This is a genomic window from Paenibacillus sp. J31P13 (assembly GCF_056269295.1).
Genome location: NZ_JBWDNR010000005.1, coordinates 460,432 through 477,791, shown reverse-complemented (window position 1 = coordinate 477,791; position 17,360 = coordinate 460,432). Strand labels below are relative to the sequence as shown.

Annotated in this window: 16 protein-coding genes; 1 reads left to right on the top strand and 15 read right to left on the bottom strand. The window is 45.0% G+C overall.

Going from position 1 to position 17,360, the window contains the following annotated elements:
* Window position 1 precedes the first annotated feature (1 nt).
* From AC0YOD_RS19425 to AC0YOD_RS19360, 14 genes are all read right to left on the bottom strand, one after another.
* On the bottom strand, window positions 2-1,021 hold the full coding sequence (locus AC0YOD_RS19425; protein WP_475801034.1) for an ABC transporter permease: 1,020 nt from the start codon (window positions 1,019-1,021) through the stop codon (window positions 2-4).
* Between the two features lie 22 nt (window positions 1,022-1,043).
* On the bottom strand, window positions 1,044-2,543 hold the full coding sequence (locus tag AC0YOD_RS19420) for an ABC transporter ATP-binding protein (protein WP_475800976.1): 1,500 nt from the start codon (window positions 2,541-2,543) through the stop codon (window positions 1,044-1,046).
* 136 nt (window positions 2,544-2,679) lie between these two features.
* The gene (locus AC0YOD_RS19415) at window positions 2,680-3,696 is read right to left on the bottom strand and encodes a BMP family lipoprotein (protein ID WP_475800975.1); all 1,017 of its coding nucleotides are present in this window, start codon (window positions 3,694-3,696) and stop codon (window positions 2,680-2,682) included.
* 149 nt (window positions 3,697-3,845) lie between these two features.
* Entirely contained in the window at window positions 3,846-4,301 is a 456-nt protein-coding gene (locus tag AC0YOD_RS19410; protein WP_475800974.1) for a MarR family winged helix-turn-helix transcriptional regulator, read from the bottom strand.
* 237 nt (window positions 4,302-4,538) lie between these two features.
* On the bottom strand, window positions 4,539-5,411 hold the full coding sequence (locus AC0YOD_RS19405; protein ID WP_475800973.1) for an urease accessory protein UreD: 873 nt from the start codon (window positions 5,409-5,411) through the stop codon (window positions 4,539-4,541).
* Window positions 5,412-6,140, bottom strand: a complete 729-nt coding sequence (ureG, locus tag AC0YOD_RS19400) for an urease accessory protein UreG (protein WP_475800972.1) — start codon at window positions 6,138-6,140, stop codon at window positions 5,412-5,414.
* Window positions 6,141-6,165: 25 nt separating this feature from the next.
* A complete protein-coding gene (locus AC0YOD_RS19395; RefSeq protein WP_475800971.1) occupies window positions 6,166-6,858 on the bottom strand; it encodes an urease accessory protein UreF in 693 nt (230 codons plus the stop codon).
* A gap of 65 nt (window positions 6,859-6,923) precedes the next feature.
* Window positions 6,924-8,639, bottom strand: coding sequence for an urease subunit alpha (gene ureC, locus AC0YOD_RS19390; protein ID WP_475800970.1), 1,716 nt, complete (start codon window positions 8,637-8,639; stop codon window positions 6,924-6,926).
* Entirely contained in the window at window positions 8,636-9,004 is a 369-nt protein-coding gene (gene ureB, locus AC0YOD_RS19385) for an urease subunit beta (protein ID WP_475800969.1), read from the bottom strand. Before ureB ends, ureC begins: the two co-directional genes overlap by 4 nt.
* A 41-nt stretch (window positions 9,005-9,045) precedes the next feature.
* Complete coding sequence (locus AC0YOD_RS19380; RefSeq protein WP_475800968.1) at window positions 9,046-9,351, bottom strand: urease subunit gamma; 306 nt, start codon at window positions 9,349-9,351, stop codon at window positions 9,046-9,048.
* 178 nt (window positions 9,352-9,529) lie between these two features.
* A complete protein-coding gene (locus tag AC0YOD_RS19375) occupies window positions 9,530-10,504 on the bottom strand; it encodes a D-alanyl-D-alanine carboxypeptidase family protein (RefSeq protein WP_475800967.1) in 975 nt (324 codons plus the stop codon).
* Between the two features lie 95 nt (window positions 10,505-10,599).
* Entirely contained in the window at window positions 10,600-11,703 is a 1,104-nt protein-coding gene (locus AC0YOD_RS19370; protein ID WP_475800966.1) for a sensor histidine kinase, read from the bottom strand.
* A complete protein-coding gene (locus tag AC0YOD_RS19365) occupies window positions 11,693-12,397 on the bottom strand; it encodes a response regulator transcription factor (protein WP_475800965.1) in 705 nt (234 codons plus the stop codon). The genes AC0YOD_RS19370 and AC0YOD_RS19365 overlap by 11 nt, the downstream gene beginning before the upstream one ends.
* A 258-nt stretch (window positions 12,398-12,655) precedes the next feature.
* Window positions 12,656-13,810, bottom strand: a complete 1,155-nt coding sequence (locus AC0YOD_RS19360) for a DUF2264 domain-containing protein (RefSeq protein WP_475800964.1) — start codon at window positions 13,808-13,810, stop codon at window positions 12,656-12,658.
* A gap of 215 nt (window positions 13,811-14,025) precedes the next feature.
* Here AC0YOD_RS19360 and ilvD point away from each other — a divergent pair, with 215 nt between their 5' ends.
* Complete coding sequence (gene ilvD / locus AC0YOD_RS19355; protein ID WP_475800963.1) at window positions 14,026-15,711, top strand: dihydroxy-acid dehydratase; 1,686 nt, start codon at window positions 14,026-14,028, stop codon at window positions 15,709-15,711.
* 119 nt (window positions 15,712-15,830) lie between these two features.
* Here the strand turns inward: ilvD and AC0YOD_RS19350 are convergent, their stop codons facing one another.
* The gene (locus tag AC0YOD_RS19350; RefSeq protein WP_475800962.1) at window positions 15,831-17,234 is read right to left on the bottom strand and encodes a polysaccharide deacetylase family protein; all 1,404 of its coding nucleotides are present in this window, start codon (window positions 17,232-17,234) and stop codon (window positions 15,831-15,833) included.
* Between the last annotated feature and the right edge of the window lie 126 nt (window positions 17,235-17,360).

Sequence of the window (17,360 nt, the reverse complement as noted above, 5' to 3'; positions counted from 1 at the left end):
ATTACGACCTCGCCTTCTTACGCTTAATAAATGAATAGGATAGCTTAGCAGAAACGAATAAAATGAGCACCGCTTGAATGATGCTTGAAACTTCTAACGGGACGTCTGTGTTCCGTTCCATACCCATCCCGCCTGTTTGCAAAGCTGCTAGCAAAATAGCGGCTACGGCTGTGCCAAGCGGATGTGAGCCTGCAAGAAGCGTAGCCATAATGCCCGACCATGCATAACCCGGCGATGTCAAAGCGCCATCCAAATAACGATATTGCGTGCCAAGCACCTCAACTGAGCCTGCAAGACCCGCAAAGCCTCCGCTGACAAACATGCTGAGCAGCATCATTTTGCCGCGCTTAATTCCACCGTAGCTCGCGAATAATGGATTACCGCCAAGCATTCTAATATCATAGCCCTTAACCGTATACTTCATAAATAAGAAGAGAAGTATGGCTCCGACAGCTGCAATAATAAATCCTGCATGTACGCTCATACCATGGAACAGCTTTGGCAGCCATGCGCTCTTGTCGATCATAACCGTTTGCGCCATTGCAGCAGAGCCTGTCTTATCCTTAAGCGGATAAGACACAAGATATCCTGCAAAGAGAGTCGCAATATAATTTAGCAATAAAGTTGTGATAAGTAGATTCATTCGATATTTGGCATCCAGCCAGCCTGCAAAAGCTGACCATATTCCCCCGGAAATAATTCCAGCTAAAATGGCAGCAACAAGCTTAAACCATCCTGGACCCGGCAAGTAAATAGCTGTTAGGGCAGCACTTAACGCACCCAGCACCATTTGTCCTTCAGAGCCCATATTAAAAAATCCAGCACGGAAAGCAAGCGCAACACCAAGCCCAATTAGTATAATAGGTGTTGCTCTGCTAAGCGTATTTGTAAAGAAATAAAAACTTCCGAAGGCACCCTTCCACATCTCTGCATAGGTGTCCATGACGGAGCCTCCGACTATGACGATAGCGATCGCGCCAGCCGCTAAACCAACTAGGATAGCCAGCAGCGGTTGAATCATCGAACGTCCGAATTGTACCAGCTTATCCAACCGCTTTTCCTCCCGCCATTAATAGACTAATCTGTTCTTCCGTAGCATTCTCCGCATCCAGCTCGCCGACAATTTTCCCTTCGAACATCACTAAAATGCGATCTGACAGCTTTAATATTTCCGTAAGCTCTGAGGAAATAAGCAGAATCGCTCCTCGCTCCTCGCGTTTCTTCAGCAGCTCGCCATGAATAATCTCCATAGCACCAACATCTACACCGCGTGTCGGCTCAGCCGCTATAAGAAATGGCGTCTTCTGTGCCAGTTCACGGGCAACAATCAGCTTTTGCAAATTTCCGCCAGATAAGTACTGTGCTTTCGTAGATAAGGAACCTGTTTTAATACCGAATCTCTCAACCCACTCGCCTACCATTTGGCGTATGCCGCTTCCTTTTAACACCCCATATTTCTGATGTTTACCTGTATGCCCCATCAAACCATTCTCTATGACGGTTGCATCCTTAGCGACACCCCACTGATAGCGATCCTCTGGGATATGTGCAAGTCCGCGCTGGCGAATTTCCCCAACCGGCGCCCCAGTCACATCATGTCCAAGCAGCTTCACATTTCCTTTGTCAGGCTTCATCAAACCAGATATCGTTTGTATGAGTTCAGACTGACCATTGCCAGAAATACCAGCAATGCCCACAATTTCTCCTTCATTGACATGAAGACTAATATCACTCAGTAACGGTTTTGCTTTTACGCCATGTACGGAAATGTCAGCAAGCTCAAGAACGGGCTCTCCTGCATCTAATCCATTCCGTGATATATGCACTAAATCACGACCAACCATAAGGCGTGATAATTGTTCAGCGTCAGTATCCTTTGCATTGACGGTGCCTGTAACTTTGCCATCGCGAAGCACAGTAATGCGATCAGCCACATCCATAATTTCCTGCAGCTTATGACTTATTAGTATGAAGCTTTTTCCTTGTGCTGCTAAACCTTTAATCGCAATTAGCAATTCCTTTACTTCGAGGGGAGTCAACACCCCAGTCGGTTCATCCAAAATAATAATCTCTGCACCCTGATAGAGCACCTTTAAAATTTCAACACGCTGCTGCATGCCTAATGAGCAATCTGAAACCTTTTTCCATGGATCAATCGGCATCCCAAATTGCTTGCCAAGACGTTCCGTTTCCGCTGCGGCGGACTTACGATCAAAACCGATCCCTTTAGAGGGCTCGCGTCCGATAACAATATTTTCGGCTATGGTGAAGGTAGGAAACAGCATAAAATGCTGGTGTACCATTCCTATTTTATGTTCAATAGCATCAGCCGGATTCTCAAAGAAAGCCTGCTTGCCATTAAGCAATATTTCTCCGCTTGTAGGGCTTTCCATCCCATATAAAATGCGCATGAGCGTAGTCTTGCCCGCTCCATTCTCGCCTACTAACGCATGAATTTCCCCTTTATTCAGAGAAAAATCGACATTGCTGTTAGCCGTTACGCTTCCGTAGGACTTTGTAATACTTTTCATTTGCAGCAACATGCAATTGCCCTCACCTTCCATAGCCGATTAAACGTATACTCGTTTTTAAACAAAAAAACCGCTTCCTCTAACTCAGAGGAAGCTTCTGTCAACGCAACAAGCAAACCGGCTGCATCGCAGCAGCCGGCGTTTTAAACTATTTTGCTAGCGGATTTACTACTACGATCTTACCAGACTTAATATCCTCAGCGATAGCTTTAACTTTATCTACATTTTCTTGACCGATAAACGGGCTAAGCGGAGAAGTGCTGTCTCTTGTTACGAATGTAAGACCTACACCATCTTCTTTCAAGCCGTAATCAGCAATACCGAACGAGAAAGTTCCTTCAACGAAGCTCTTAACTGTTTCATAAGCTACAGCATCTGTACCTTTCAATTGTGAAAGTACGATGTTCTCAGGATTCTCTTCCGTACGGTCTGTATCTTGACCGGAAGTGTAGAAGCCTTTTTCCTTCGCCGCTTCGAAGACGCCGTTGTCGCCAACTGCTGCCATACCTGCGATAAAGTCTGCACCTTTAGAGTTTTGAAGCAAAGCAAGCTCTTTACCTTTAACCGGGTCAGCGAAGCCGCCTACATAGTTAATAAGGAATTGTGCATTCGGGTTCGTGCTTTTCAGACCTTGCTCGAAGCCGGATGTGTATTTGCTAAGAAGCGGTGCATCCATAGCAACTACTGCTCCAACAATGTTTGTTTTCGTTACAAGACCGGCCAATGCACCCATCAAGTAAGACGCTTCATGCTCACGGAAATTTACGCTGCGAACATTCGGCTGGTCAACAACTGTATCAATGACTGCGAAAGATTTGTCTGGGTTTTCAGCAGCCACTTTATTTAATGCATCCTCCGCTTGGAAAGTTGCTGTAATGATCAAGTCATAATCTTCTGCTACTGTAGCGCGCAGGTTTTGTTCAAAACCAGCAGGGTCAGTCGATTCGATCGTTTTCACTTCAGCGCCAAATTCTTTACCTGCTTTTTTAAAGCCTTCATCCATCAATACGAAAAATTTATTTACGCCAATTTTTTCAGGAAGTACAAGTGCGATTTTTTTCTTCTCTACTTTTTCGCCAGTATTATCGTTTTTGTTAGATCCGCAAGCTGCAACTATTGCAACCATAAGAACTAGCGATAGAGCCAAAGCAATAGCCTTTTTCATAGTAATCTCCCCTAAACCTATTGTATATTTTTAATCCCTCTTAATCCTAGTTGTTTTATCGGGATTTGTCAACATTATTCATTCGACATAATTCTTGTTAATTCTACAACATCTCAGCATGTAAGTCATACTTTTGTTGCATTTTTTCATCAATTTGTAACATTCACATCCATATTTCTACTCATATGATCAAAAATAGCTACGCCTCTCTCCATATCATCAACGGACATGCCATCGAAAAGCTTTAGCATCAGATTTTTTCTAATGGATTCGATAAGCTTAACATTCTTCCAGCCCTCTTCCGTTAACTCTAGCAACACGACTCGACGATCCTTTTCGCCTCGCTCACGCTTTACGTAACCAAGCTCAATAAGCCGATCCGCAATTCCCGTTACGCCTCCGCTTGTTATGTGCAGCTGCTCAGCTAAAGCCGACACTTTCTGTGGACCAGATTTTGCTAAGATACTAATCATCCTGCCATGCGTCATACCTAGCCCGTGCACATTATACTTGTTCCACTCCGTCGTAATGGCTCTTCTTACCTGACGAAAGGATTCGTCCAGACGCTTCATCAATTCCATTTTATCCTCATTCAATTCGCTCATCCGATCACCTCCACTTGTCCTAAAAAATGGTTCTTTATCGTTGTTAGACCGCCCCAATGCTCGCAATGCGTACATTAGAATGATAACTGAAGTCACGCACTACTTCTACTATTTAAACGAAATAATGGTTTCATATACATTCTATATCTCATATTTTAGTGGTTTACACAGCCCAAAAAGGCCAGCTCCCTATTTCAGCTGACCTCCATTGATGCAATTATGTTTACATGCCATTCATCAATCTAAAAAACGTAAAGGGGGTTTATCCAGCAAGACAGCCCGCATGAAATGCCACACTTCACGCAGCAGCTGCTGTATCGGCCACGCAGCAGTTGAAGCAGCGGATAGAGCTATTCCATATCGATAAGTCAGAGAGACACCCGTAATAATGGGATGTCCCTCAGGACCTTGATAGCTCTCCAATTTCTGATGAAGCATCTCCAAATGCTCGCCGCTAATGCGATCAGTGAACACATAAAAAGTAGCCCAGTGCGTCATTTCATCCCAGCATCCTGGCGCTTCCATATGCTGTCTATGAGGTTCAATTCGCTGTCGCTGCGAATAGATAAGCTCATCGTTATAAAGGACAGATAGTGCGTTCTCATAGAAGTCATATTGGAATCGCTCACCTCGAAGTGTCCGACCAGGGCACAGCACCTCCGCCTGCATCCAAATCGATCCCGTGTTTAATCGAACCTCTGTCTCATTCAAAAAGCGAGAACCTTTATACAGCATGACCGGCTCTGGCATATGCTCGATTAATGCATGCTCACCAAGATCAAATTTTTGAAGCATCGAGGCTCCGCCTTTAGACCCGCTTGGATGCACCTTCAAAAAGGATTGATTGGTAATCATGAGCTGAGACTCATGACCTGCCAACCAGGTCAGCTCATACCTATCACCGTCAAGCAGCCCTGGTGAAACATCCATTACGATAATGCCCAATTGATCATCAAGGGGAAAAGCCTTTGCTATTTTAATCGGTGCTGTATGGTATTTGTGCTCCAGAATCGTTTGACCGCTCTTACAAGCAAATGAAGCTGACAGCACTGATTTTCGTATAACTTGTGCTTCATCGGTCTTACTGCCTAGTAACCTTCCATCCCCCATTTAAGAGTTAAAGCCTTGCCCTATAGACGGCAAGCTTGTAAATGAAATGATATGTGAGTGAGCTGTTCCTCGCGCATGAGCCAGCTCATGCGTGAGCCAGTTTACGATTTCATCCACGCCATCGCCGCCATGCAGATTTGAAAAAACAAATGGACGAGTTCCGCGCATTTTGATCGTATCAGCTTTCATAACTTCAAGGCTTGCACCTACATAAGGCGCAAGATCAATTTTGTTTATGACAAGCAAGTCAGAACGCATAATACCAGGTCCACCTTTACGCGGAATTTTCTCTCCTTGTGCGACGTCAATAATATAAATGAATCGATCGACAAGCTCAGGGCTAAATGCCGCTGCTAGATTATCCCCGCCGCTCTCAATAAAAATAAGGTCCAGTTTCTCGAATCGCCTTTCAAGCTCTTCAATGGCTTCGAAATTCATAGATGCATCCTCACGTATCGCAGTGTGGGGGCAGCCTCCTGTTTCTACGCCGATAATTCTCTCCTCAGGAAGCACGCCTGTTTGGAACAGAATTCTCGCATCCTCCTTCGTATAAATATCATTTGTAATCACCGCGAGGCTATATTTGGTATGGAGCTCTCGTGTCAATCGCTCGACAAGCGCCGTTTTGCCCGATCCAACAGGCCCACCAATTCCTATACGAATAGGCCGTGAGGTATCAATAGCCGGACTTTCCCATTCTTGATGCGTATGTCCTTGTCCTTGGCACATCTTTCATTCCCCCTCATTTATATGGTTATGACATAAATAATCTGGAGTACAGACGTTCATGACGCATCATCGCAAGCTCTGCCATCGGCATATTGGTATACGCTTCTTCAGGCACTAACTCTTGTACGGTTTGAAGCGCCTCTTCCGTTAGTGGAACCAGTCTTGCAATGAGAGATTGTCCTTCGGTTTGCCCTATAGACATTAAGCGGAGCGCACTGTTCACACAAGTCACAATACAGGTATATAAATAGCCTTGAATTGCTCTTTCTTCCGAAATACCCAGCAACCAGCATGCATAGCCATGAGAGAGAGGATGTGATGCAAAGCATTGTCCGCTCCGCATTGCCTCTTTTAATGGCGTCCAATTCAGATTCGGATGGATAGCTGCCGCTAGCTGCAGCAATCTTCGCCCCATCTTCTCTATGCCGCTGCGGCTTTCGGATGCCATTCTTTGCAGATGCACAACTCTTTCAATAGACCAAAGGCGATCCCAATTCCCAATCGGAGCATCCCTATAAACTGCCTTGATAACCATGGAGTCGGAAGTTGCCCAGCATTGCAGCAGCATGGCTGATATATAGGTATGTAATTGAGCGGAATGGTTCATTCTACCGTCCTGAACCAGCGTCTCTAAACCAAATGAATGGGAGAAGCCGCCAATTGGGAGTGCCGAATCTAGAAGCTGCTGCATAGCAAGCCATCGAATATTCTCATTCAATACCCTGCCCTCCCTCCTGCCCCTAGCAAGAAGCATCATTTAAATACTAGCGTCCTGCGCTTTTCTTAAAATAAAAAGTAGCGCTGCGCCATCGGCAGAACGTCAGCCGGCTCGCAAGTCACATGCTGTCCATCAACCATCACATGATAGGTCTCCGCATCAACCTTGAGGTTGGGAGTCGCATCATTGTGAATCATGTCCTTCTTCGTAATCGCTCGACATCCCTTAACAGGTTCAATCCGCTTCTGGAGTCCAAGCCCCTTGGCAACACCTAAGTCATAGGCTGCCTGTGATAAAAATGTAATGGAGCTGCTGTATACTGATTTACCGAAGGAAGCGAACATCGGACGTCCAGATACGGGCTGCGGTGTTGGAATAGAAGCATTGGGATCGCCCATTTGTGCATAAGCAATGCTTCCACCCTTTAGAATCAAGTCCGGCTTAACACCAAAGAACATCGGCGTCCATAGAACCAGATCTGCAAATTTACCTACTTCAAGTGAGCCGACCAAATGAGAGATGCCATGCGTAATAGCAGGATTTATTGTATATTTCGCAATATATCGCTTTATTCGAAAATTATCATTTTGCTCATCATCCGGCAACAATGGTCCTCGCTGCTTCTTCATTTTATCAGCTGTCTGCCAGGTTCGAATGATGACTTCCCCTACACGGCCCATTGCCTGTGAGTCCGAGCTAATCATGCTGAATACGCCCATATCATGCAGGATATCTTCGGCAGCAATCGTTTCCGGCCTAATGCGAGAGTCTGCAAAGGCAACATCCTCCGGTATGCTGCTGTCTAAATGATGACAAACCATAAGCATGTCTAGATGCTCTTCAATCGTATTAATTGTAAAAGGACGTGTTGGATTCGTGGAGGATGGAAGAACGTTAAGCTCGCCTGCCGCGATAATAATATCCGGCGCGTGACCGCCGCCCGCTCCTTCTGTATGGTATGTATGTATCGTTCTACCGCCAATAGCTGACAAGGTATCCTCAACAAAACCAGCTTCATTAAGCGTATCGGTATGTATCGCAACCTGCACATCGAATTGATCCGCAACCTGTAAGCAAGCATCTATTGCTGCCGGTGTCGTACCCCAGTCCTCATGCAGCTTTAGCCCGATTGCACCCGCTTCAATCTGTTCAATCAACGGCGCAGTAAATGACGCATTTCCTTTCCCTGTAAACCCAATATTCATTGAGAAATGCTCAGCGGCTTCCAGCATACGACTCATATGCCAAGCACCCGGCGTAACGGTTGTTGCGTTCGTGCCCGTTGCAGGTCCTGTTCCGCCGCCGATCATGGTCGTTACCCCTGATGAGAGTGCAGTCTCTATCTGCTGTGGACAAATAAAATGGATATGAGAATCGACGCCGCCAGCCGTCACAATTTTACCTTCGCCTGCGATAACCTCTGTACTTGCGCCTACTGTCATATGGGGATGTACACCATCCATAATATCTGGATTTCCCGCTTTGCCAATCCCGATAATATGTCCGTCTTTTATTCCAATATCTGCTTTAACGATGCCCCAGTGATCAATAATTACGGCGTTTGTGATAAGCGTATCCAGCACACCCTCAGCACGCAGCGCACCGCTGGACTGACCCATGCCATCCCGTATTACCTTGCCTCCGCCAAATTTGCATTCATCACCGTAAACCGTATAGTCATACTCGATCTGCGCCCAAAGCTCACTGTCTGCAAGCCTAACCGCATCCCCTGTTGTCGGCCCGAACATGGCTGCATAGCTTCGACGATCCATTCTCGTCATAAGCTTGCTCCTTCCCAAGCAGCTAGACGCTCCCTAATTTCCGCAGTCCATTTCCCCGTTTCTGCTTTCCCTCGGCTAAGACCGTTTAATCCATAGGAAAGCTTAGAACCACCTAGCTCAACTACCGTTACCGGTTTTTCTTCTCCAGGTTCGAAACGTACAGCGGTTCCAGCTGCAATGTTAAGACGCATACCAAATGCAGCTTCACGATGAAACTTCAATGCGCGATTCACTTCAAAAAAATGAAAATGAGAGCCAACTTGAACGGGTCTGTCTCCAGTATTAACAACGATTAGCTGCGCCGTCTTGCGGCCAATATTCAATTCAATATCGCCTGCTGCCGTCCGATATTCTCCGGGTATCACCTGACGTACCCCCTTCTAAAATAAATCTATATGAGAGAGCATCAGCTCGTTATCGGATTATGAACAGTAACCAGCTTCGTTCCGTCTGGGAAAGTTGCCTCGACCTGAACCTCGTGGATCATTTCCGGTATGCCTGGCATGACATGCTCACGTTTTAATATTTGCGTGCCTTGCTCCATTAATTGCGCAACCGTCAACCCGTCACGTGCGCCTTCCATTATTTCAGAGGTAATGAGCGCGATGCTCTCAGGATAATTAAGCTTCACACCGCGTTTCATTCGACGTCTTGCCAAATCAGCAGCGATAGTAATGAGCAGCTTTTCTTTTTCACGTTCAGTTATATGCATACTTTCACTCCTCTCCTTCTCGTCACTTCCATTATATAGGCGAAATTTTGTGAAGTAAATGTTTTTATGTTAGATTTAATGACATTAAAAACAAAAAAACCTGCTCCGTCATCATTCGACATTGCAGGTTATAACATTAAACTAACATCATTGATTGTATAGGCATAGAAATATACCCTTACGCCGTTTGTATTCCGAATTTGCTCCCAATCTGGGCAATTAGACTGTCCAATCGCTTAGGTTGAAAACCGTATTGGAACAACTTCTCCGTTTCCGTAAAGCGCTGCTCCGGTGTGCTTGCGCCCATTACAACAGAAACTAGCCGTCTTCCATCCTGTTTGGCAGTCCCTGTAAAACAATAGCCGGCTTGCTCTGTATAGCCCGTTTTCAAGCCATCATTACCCGGATAAGCATATGGCATCCCATTTAGCATCAAATTCGTTGTCGGCAGCGTCTTCATCGTGCTGGTCAGCTTGATACTGCTTCGTCTTGAAACATCCAGTATCTCTGGATATTTCTTCAACAAATGACCCGCTAATACAGCGGTATCTTTTGCCGTCATAACGGTATCACGATCTCCAGATGCCTCGGCAAAACCTATCAAATCCTCATGATTTAAGCCTGTAGCATTCGCAAATTCTGTATGGTCAGATAAACCGATTTTCGATGCCCGTTTGTTCATTAGTATTACGAAATCTCTCTCATTTCCACTAATATGCTCAGCAAGCGCAATAGCTGCATCATTTGCGGAATGTACGGTCATGGCCTCGAACAGCTCTCTTACCGTGTAATGCTCTCCCTCCCCGAACCCGATTTGGGAGCCTGGCACCTCTGCGGCATAATGACTCGTTCCCACTTGCTCGTTCCATGACAGCTTCCCTTCATTCGCAAGATCTAGAACAATCAGCTCCGTCATCATTTTGGACATGCTGGCAGGAGGCAGTGATTCATCCGCATTTTTCTCATAGAGCACCTTGCCTGTATCTAAATCCATCAATATCGCTGCACTCACATCTGGAGCCAGCTCTGATAGCTTGGTCGTTCCTTTAAAAGTAGCTAAATAAGGTATGCAAAAAACGACTGCTGCAGCAAGCAGCAAAAATTTCAATGTACCATTACTATTACTATCGCTAGTTCGTTCTCTTCTGTTCATTCTAACCATTCCCCTTCGGCTTCTCTTCTATAAGACTAAGTATAGAAGCAGCAGTTTAAGGAGACTGTAAACAAATCATAAGAATTTCTTAAATATCACTTAACGATTGGTATGGTTACACGGAATGAGGTTTCATCGTCATCACTGGATACCGAGATCGTACCGCCGTGTTTTTCAACAATGCTCTTCGAAATAGCAAGACCAAGCCCTGAGCCGCCTGACCATTTCGTCCGTGATTTATCTGCACGATAAAATCGATCGAAAATAAACGGTATATCTGAAGCCGGTATCGGTTCCCCATAGTTAATAACCTCTACGATTGCCTCTTTCTCATTCTTTTTCACATTTAGCACAGCGTACTTGCCCTCTCTGCCGTACACCATCGCATTGGCAATCAGATTTTCAAATACACGCACAATCTTTGCTGTATCGCCTTTAACCATAATGAGCGATTCTTGCGTAATTAGCTTACTTTGCATGCCTGCTTCTTGAAGGGGCATATGATATTGCACAAGCAGCTGTCCAAGCATTTCGACAAGGTTGAACGGTGCTGCTTTGAGAGCCGTCGTATCATGTCTCATCCTCGTATATTCAAATAGATCATTGATAAGGACGTTCAGCCTTTGCGATTTTTCGTATGCAATTTGCACATAATGCCGCATTTCGACCTCGTCTCGATAACGATCCTGCTCAATCAGACCTAAATAACCAAGCACCGACGTAAGAGGCGTTCTTAAATCATGGGAAACATTTGTGATCAACTCGTTTTTGGTTTGCTCTGCTCGCCGTTCCTCTTCTAATGCGAGATACAGCCTGCCAGCTAATCGATTGACGTTGCCGGCCATATCTCCAAATGGATTACTATTTCGCACCTCCATTTTATGATTCAAATCCAATCGACCTTCCGCCATATCTCTGACCGTTCTGTTCATTTTGTTGAAATAGCCGAATAGTCTCCACTGCAGCCAAGAAAAGATAAGAAAAAACAAAAAAAAGCCAATAACTGTGAGAATCGTTTGTTCTCCAATTCCAATAATAATACCTGTAACAAGCGAACGAACGCCTAAAACGCCTAATACTCTCAAGAAAAATTCACTAAATACAAGTACTGCACCTATTGCAATAATGACCAGTATAATACTGATCAAAAGATTCAATATCGTACGCCCAAATAAACGCATGGCAATGTTATCCTTCAATTTTATAGCCTACCCCCCATACCGTAACAATCATTTTATCGTCCAGCTCCTTCTCAAGCTTATCTCTCAGCTTGCTTATGTGAACCATAACGGTATTATTGGAATCAAAATATTTCTCTTTCCATACCTGTCTAAAAATATCCTCGGCGCTGAACACCCTGCCTGGCTGACTTGCAAGCAGATGCAAGATACCAAACTCCGTGGATGTCAAATGAAGCGGCTTGCCGTCAACCTCTGCCGTATGACTAAGCTTATCTATACGAAGAGCTCCAAGCTGCAGCTCCTTGTCCGAACGCGCTGAGCTTCCACTCTCTAGCTGCGGACTGAATTGATAGGAGCGGCGGAGAAGAGAACGAATACGAGCAATCAGCTCCAGCGGATTGAACGGCTTGATCATATAATCATCAGCGCCTGTCATTAGCCCCATAATTTTATCCATATCCTCCGCTTTTGCACTCAGCATGAGAATCGGCACAGACTGTGTTTGCCTTAATTTACGGCATACCTCCAGTCCATCCACCTTCGGCATCATAATATCCAAAATAACCAAATCAAACGGCTCTCGCTCATAAGCGAGCAGCGCTTGTTCGCCATCATATGCCTTCGCTGTAATAAAGCCTTCATTCCTCAAATAAATCTCTATAAGATCGGCAATTTCCCGTTCATCATCTACAATTAACACACGTCTATCCAATTACATTCGCCTCCTAAATTCCAAAAATATCTGATGAGCATACTATACATGAAATACAAAGCGTATGTCCTGACATTAGACGCAATATCAGAATGTTTAAGTCTTTCTTAATGTTTTTTTAACGTTTGCGGCGGCTCGCTGCAAATAGTATTAGCTTTTATCCAATAAATGACACAAAAAAGCGCTTGCCGGGTACTAACTCCCCTTCAAGCACTTTCTAATCATACAGCGTGAGTATTTGATGCCGATTGCCTATCCCTATAAGGAATGGTCGATCGAAACAGTTTTACCCGACCATGCTTTTTTAGACGTCCATTCCCCATCCCCTTGCCAGAATGAATCATTCTCTTCTAAACCAAGGGGAAGAAACACGGTTGCGCATAAGTACAAGCTGCCCGTTGAAATATAGGCCTCACCGAGTTCAGGCTGATTGCCGCAAAAGCCAATCCGCAGCCAGCCATCCTTATCAAACGTACCCGGCATTTCAATCATTCTTCGGATAACAGCTGTTAACGCGCATCTAACGGCGGCTGGCTGCAGACTCTCATGAAGCTTATGCTGGAGAGCCATCTGTGCCAGATGCTGAAAGGCTCCAAACCGATAAACGATAGATCTTCCCACTACAGGGAATGTGCCTTCAGGCGAAATGCTTCTTTCCTGAATAACACCATATCTTATCGCTCGTTGAACAATGCTTTCCTTCATATTTTGCCAATCCCATGATTCTTTGCCAACAGTCTCGATAATATCAACCAACATAGGCTGTATGACAAAACTATTATAATAATCATTATGAAAATGAGGGCCGTCACCATATACACCATCGCCAAGATACCATTGCTCATGCTGTCTAAGTGCATAATCCACACGCATTCTATCCCAATCCTCGTCCAATACAAACAAAGCCGTCTCAATCATGGCAGCGAACAACAGCCAATTATTATAGCAAGGCATACGCGAGCGTGTTGCTTGAAGTGCTTTAACCAAATTCTCTTTAGCCTTAGGCGTCAATTTCCCGCAAAGCTCATTAGGGGCTCGAACGATTGCATGCGCGAGGAAAGCTGCATCAACAATCGGCTGATGCCCCGTAGCGAAGTTCATAAAATCGGGAGAGTCCGGGTCTGTACATACTTCAATACATCTTCTCGTTAACGCTGCGTATTCCTCTCTGCCGACTCCTTCATCCCCCTGTTTAGGGCCGCTTTCGATCCATGGCGCCAAGCCGGAAATCAATCTTCCGAAGGCTTCCAGATGGGTATAGTCCCCTCGATCATTCTGCTTGCCTTCAACCGGCATTAAGCTTTTTAATTGTTCATTGGATAAGGCATGCAGAACCGGATCCGCTATCCGAAACATCGTTTGCAGCCAATAAGCTCGATCACTGTTCATTTCTTCCATGCGCATAGCAGTCATAAGCTACTCCCTTTTCTAATATTATCCAAGATCTTTGTATTCACTATAAAAGGATTCAGTCAAACGGACAAGCCCATATGGGACATTTTTATTAGTAACTTTTGCAAAGCAAAGGGTGTTATAACATGCAGGATTATAGCCAACGCTTGTTCGATGTGATAAAATTGACACTATTGATAATTTAATAAGCTAATAGGCAAATAGGAGGCACTTACATGGCGACCAAAAGAATGCGTTCGGACATGATCAAAAAAGGTTTCGACCGCGCACCGCACCGTAGTTTGCTGCGCGCCGCAGGCGTTAAAGAAGAAGATTTCGATAAGCCGTTTATCGCGGTTTGTAACTCGTATATTGATATTATTCCTGGTCACGTTCATTTGCAGGAGTTCGGCAAGCTCGTTAAAGAAGCAATCCGTGAAGCCGGCGGTGTACCTTTCGAATTCAACACAATCGGTGTAGATGACGGTATCGCTATGGGCCATATCGGCATGCGTTATTCACTCGCTAGCCGTGAAATCATTGCCGATTCCATCGAAACAGTCGTTAATGCGCATTGGTTCGACGGCATGGTTTGTATCCCTAACTGTGACAAAATCACACCGGGTATGATTATGGGCGCACTTCGCGTTAACATCCCGACTATGCTTGTCAGCGGTGGACCTATGAAAGCTGGTAAAACATCTGACGGCCGCTCCATTTCGCTTTCCAGCGTATTTGAGGGCGTAGGCGCTCACCAAGCCGGCAAAATTAATGATGATGAATTGATGGAGCTTGAACAATTCGGTTGCCCTACTTGCGGATCATGCTCTGGTATGTTCACAGCAAACTCCATGAACTGTTTGGCTGAAGGTCTTGGCCTAGCGCTTCCTGGTAACGGTACAATTCTTGCTGTAGCTCCAGAACGTAAAGAATTCGTTAAAGAAGCTGCTCGTCAGCTTATGAAAATCATTGATCTAGGTATTAAACCTCGTGATATTGTAACAAAAGATACCATCGACAACGCCTTTGCACTTGATATGGCAATGGGCGGTTCAACAAATACCGTTCTTCATACGCTTGCTATCGCACATGAAGCTGGTATTGAATACCCAATCGAACGTATTAACGAAGTTGCAGAGCGCGTACCGCATCTTGCGAAAATTGCTCCTGCTTCTGATTACCATATTGAAGATGTGCATAATGCTGGCGGTGTCAGTGCCGTTCTTAACGAGTTGTTTAAAAAAGAAGGCGCTTTGCACGGCGACTGTATGACTGTTACCGGCAAAACATTGCGTGAAAACGTAATGGGCTGCGAAATTCAAGATACGGACGTTATTCGCACCATTGATAACCCGCATACAGAACGCGGCGGCTTGGCTGTCCTCTTCGGTAACCTTGCTCCTAACGGCGCAATTATCAAAACAGGCGCAGTCGACAAATCAGTTGGCGGCTACCACAAAGGTCCTGCTATCTGCTTCGACTCACAAGATGAAGCTCTTCATGCCATCGCAAACGGCAAAGTAAAAGAAGGCCATGTTGTTATCATCCGTTACGAAGGACCTCGTGGTGGTCCAGGTATGCCGGAAATGCTAGCTCCTACCTCACAAATCGTAGGTATGGGACTTGGCGCGAAGGTAGCACTCGTTACTGATGGACGCTTCTCTGGCGCATCTCGCGGTATTAGTATCGGTCATGCATCACCAGAAGCTGCTGAGGGCGGCCCAATCGCATTTGTTCATGATGATGATATCGTAGAAATCGACATGAACAACCGCACGATGAATCTTCTCATCAGCGATGAAGAATTCGAGAAACGCCGTTCCGAATGGAAAGGCTTTGAACTAAAAATCAAACGCGGTTATCTTGCCCGTTATGCTCATCTCGTTACTTCCGCAAGCACTGGCGGCGTAATGAAAATGTAGTAATAAAAAAGCCTGCAAGCTGTTTCAGCTTGCAGGTTTTTTTGTTTTTATATAAATAAAAGCAGCTTAGCATATTACTACTAAGCTGCTTGCAAATATTATATAAGTAGATGTTTGCTCTAAATAGCCGTTGTTTTCGTACCAAGTTGAGCAGCATCGTCGGTCGCTGCGCTTAGTTTCCGTTCTACGACATCCGTTATCCGCTCTGCTTCCTCATGAATTCTATTCAACTGAACGGAAGCATAACGACTAATTGTCGCTGCCGGCATGAGAAGCATGCGCGGTGAAATCGACGCTTTTTTCTTTTTGTTTTTAGATGAAGGCTGTTTTTTGGTAAGCACTCGAATGAGGATCCGTAAATAAATACGTGTAGATTTGGCAAACCAGCCTTCAGGCAATTGAAATATTTCAAAACCAAGCCGATCTGCTCCGCGGTGAATCATCGTAACGCCGTACACGGCTTTAATGTTCTTCGCGTCTGCATCATCTGCCAGTTGATCCGCTAATTGAGGCAGTGCCATTTCCACTTCACGAAGCATTCGAATTCCCGTTGCTACCGGTGATCTGGAAGTTGCGGCAATCGTAGACAGCATCTTATTATCAAAATGCAATTCTGCAATAAGATCTCCCTTTGCCACACTTCCGCCCTCTGCAAATTGAATCAACTCGCCATTGTAAGTCGTTACACGGTAATGAAACGCTGGATCATTGGAATCACCAACTGTTTTTAATCGGAAAGCGACATGGAAGGCTTTTTCCCACAACAACCAAAGTGAAATCATTCCCCGCTTCCATATTGGTGTATGGAGAGCTTTTGCAGCATCGGTAAGTTTGAGCATTTCATCAATACCGATAAAACGGTAACCGCGTTTCGTTCCTTCTTCTAAGTAAGCCTCTAATGCTATAAGCATATTTTTGGGTGCGTCCATATCAGCTCCAAGCGTATTGCCGCAGTCATGCAGCAGCAATACTTCGCCTGGCTTAAGCTTCTTGAACATCCTTTTCTTAAGCCGCTCCGCACCTACACGAATCCGCCAATCGCTAAACATGGCAGACCATAAAATAATTTGCAAATAACCTAAGTTCGCATAATCGAATACGTTTACGATACCCCAAGGCGGCCGATAATAAGTTGAGCGTTCGCCTGTAGCATTTTCAATAATATCGATCGTGCGCTCTATTTGACGTTTAACCGTCCGGGGACGCATAACCCAATTGGATTTATGAACGTAATTATGAACGCCAATTATGTGTCCTTCCGCCTTCATTCGCTGCAGTATTTCAGGCTGCGCCTCGGCATGTATGCCCACGACAAAAAAGGTCGCTTTCGCGTTGTAGCGAGCGAGTAAATCAAGCAGCTGCGGCGTATAAACAGGATCCGGTCCATCATCGAAGGTCAGACAAATCTCATTGTCTACGCGGCCTTTTTTGAAAACACGGAAACCAAAGGTGCGGCTAATAAGACCAGGGAGAAAGGCATAAAACGTAACGACATAAAGTCCCCACATCAGTAAATTTTCCATTTTGTTTTCCCCACCGTATATGATTTATTCGACGATTAAATAGCGGTACAAAACAACAACGATAACTCTAATTGTAACATATCATAATAAAAAATAGGCATCTTTTTAAAAACTATAGTACAATCT